Below are 2,116 nucleotides of genomic sequence, written 5' to 3' on the forward strand. Positions count from 1 at the left end.
GGTTATAATATTTGAAATTCATAAACAATTATCTGATTATCAGGTATAAATATACAAAATTCCACATTAATTACCAAAAAAATCCGCCTCTAGTTGTGAGACGGATTCTTTTTATTTGGAAAAACCGTGCAGCGTTTTATTTTGAAATTAAAAGCCGGCACGTACTGAACTTTTTTTGACTTACAATTTCGTAAGATCCTTATTGGCTGGATTTTGCTTCAGCATTTTTTTATAAATAACATTCGACATAATGACACTGATCTCATAAAGCAAAACCAAAGGAAGCGCTGCCGCCATCATACTCAGAACATCGGCCGGCGTGATAATGGCTGCAACGACCATAATCAACACAATCGCGTGGCGCCTGTATGTCCTTAAAAATGAAGGCGTTAAAATACCGATCGACGTCAGAATATAAACCGCAATCGGGAAAAGAAAGACCACCCCCATTCCCAAAGTAACTTGGAGGAAGAGTGTGGTATAATCTGACAAATCGAAAAGCTGCACAATATTGTCTGAAACCTTGAATAATAATCCAAAATTTATAGCGAAAGGCAAAATCAAAAAATAACCTGTCAAAACGCCAAGCATAAAGAGAATCCACACAGAATTGATGTAAAAAATAGAATTTTTTCTCTCGACCGGCCTCAGAGCCGGGCTTATGAATCTCCAAATCTCCCAAACAATATAAGGAAAAGCCAATACAGCACCGGAAAAAATAGAAACTGCCATCATCACATTGAACTGCTGGAACAACTGCTTTTGCTGAACGCTGAACGTGGCGGGCAGTACAAAACTGTCTGCACCTGTAAGCTCTCTGGAAAAATGATTGACCACTTTGAACGTAAAAAAATCTGCCCGGGTAGGTCCGAAAAAAATATGATCCATCACCCAATTGATATTAAAGCCAACAATGGTTGCCATCACAACGATGGCGATGATAGACCTTACCAAATGGGCTCTCAACTCCCCTATATGACCCAGAAAGGACATTTCTTTTTCGTCACTCATTTTTAATAGTTAAGTGTTAATTTTTAATGGGTGATGGTTAATTAATTCCTTCGTCCAGGAGTTTATGAATATCGATAATGCCATAATATTGATCATTGTCCGTCACGACCAATTGCCCGATATTGAATTGTTTTAAAATCTGCATCGCTTCTTTTGCAAGCCTGTTTTTGTCGATGGTTTTCGGATTATTGCTGAGGATGTCAGCTGCTTTTACCTTGGATATATCCTCTTGGTTCAGCAGCATTCGGCGGATATCGCCATCCGTGATGACGCCGACGATTTTGCCGTTTTCTACCACCACCGTGATCCCGTGCTTCGACGCGCTGACAGAAATAATGACCTCTCGCACCGAGGCTTGCAGAGTCACTTCCGGCTTATTGGAAGAGACAAACTGTTCCACCCTTGCCGTCAGATTTTTCCCAAGGCTGCCTCCCGGATGGAATTTTGCAAAATCAATTTCCTTAAATCCTTTCATCTCCATCAAACAAACGGCCACTGCATCGCCCAGCGCCATTTGAACGGTTGTGGAGCTGGTCGGCGCCAGCCTGTTGGGGCAAGCTTCCATTTCCACGTGCGTATTCAGGACAAGATCTGCCGCTTTGGCCAATTTGCTTTCCACATTGCCCGTCATCGCAATGAGTGCAGAAGAATATTCTTTGAGAAACGGAAGAAGCGTCACGATTTCGGGCGAATTTCCCGAATAAGAAATACACAGAACGACATCCTGCTTCTGAATGAGACCCAGATCGCCGTGTATGGCTTCGGCAGCGTGGAGAAACTGAGACGGCGTGCCGGTGGAATTGAGCGTGGCTACGATTTTATTGGCCACGTGTGCAGATTTGCCAATGCCGACAACAATTAATTTCCCTTTGATTTCATTGATGGTAAGAACCGTTTTTATAAAATTGTCGTTCAGGCGGTTTCGCAGACCTTTCAATTCGCTTATCTCAATATCCAGCGCCTGATGCGCAGTCCCCATGATTTCTTTTGGATCCAAAATCTTTGTTTTTTTATTATTTTTTTTCATTAATGTCCGATAAAAATTAAAATTGGACTGTTTTATTTTTTATTTATTTGTAAATCAATTACTTACTTTTTTGTTTTA

The 2,116-nt window shown here is 41.2% G+C and carries 2 protein-coding genes; both read right to left on the reverse strand.

Annotated elements, in window-relative coordinates; translation table 11 throughout:
- Nucleotides 1–180 precede the first annotated feature (180 nt).
- Nucleotides 181–1,011, reverse strand: coding sequence for a twin-arginine translocase subunit TatC (gene tatC / locus DTW91_RS12570; RefSeq protein WP_125203703.1), 831 nt, complete (start codon nucleotides 1,009–1,011; stop codon nucleotides 181–183).
- A 37-nt stretch (nucleotides 1,012–1,048) separates the two neighbouring features.
- Complete coding sequence (locus DTW91_RS12575) at nucleotides 1,049–2,038, reverse strand: SIS domain-containing protein (protein WP_125203704.1); 990 nt, start codon at nucleotides 2,036–2,038, stop codon at nucleotides 1,049–1,051.
- Nucleotides 2,039–2,116 lie beyond the last annotated feature (78 nt).

Origin of the sequence: Chryseobacterium sp. SC28, assembly GCF_003932955.1 — a bacterium.
Taxonomy (GTDB): Bacteria; Bacteroidota; Bacteroidia; order Flavobacteriales; family Weeksellaceae; genus Epilithonimonas.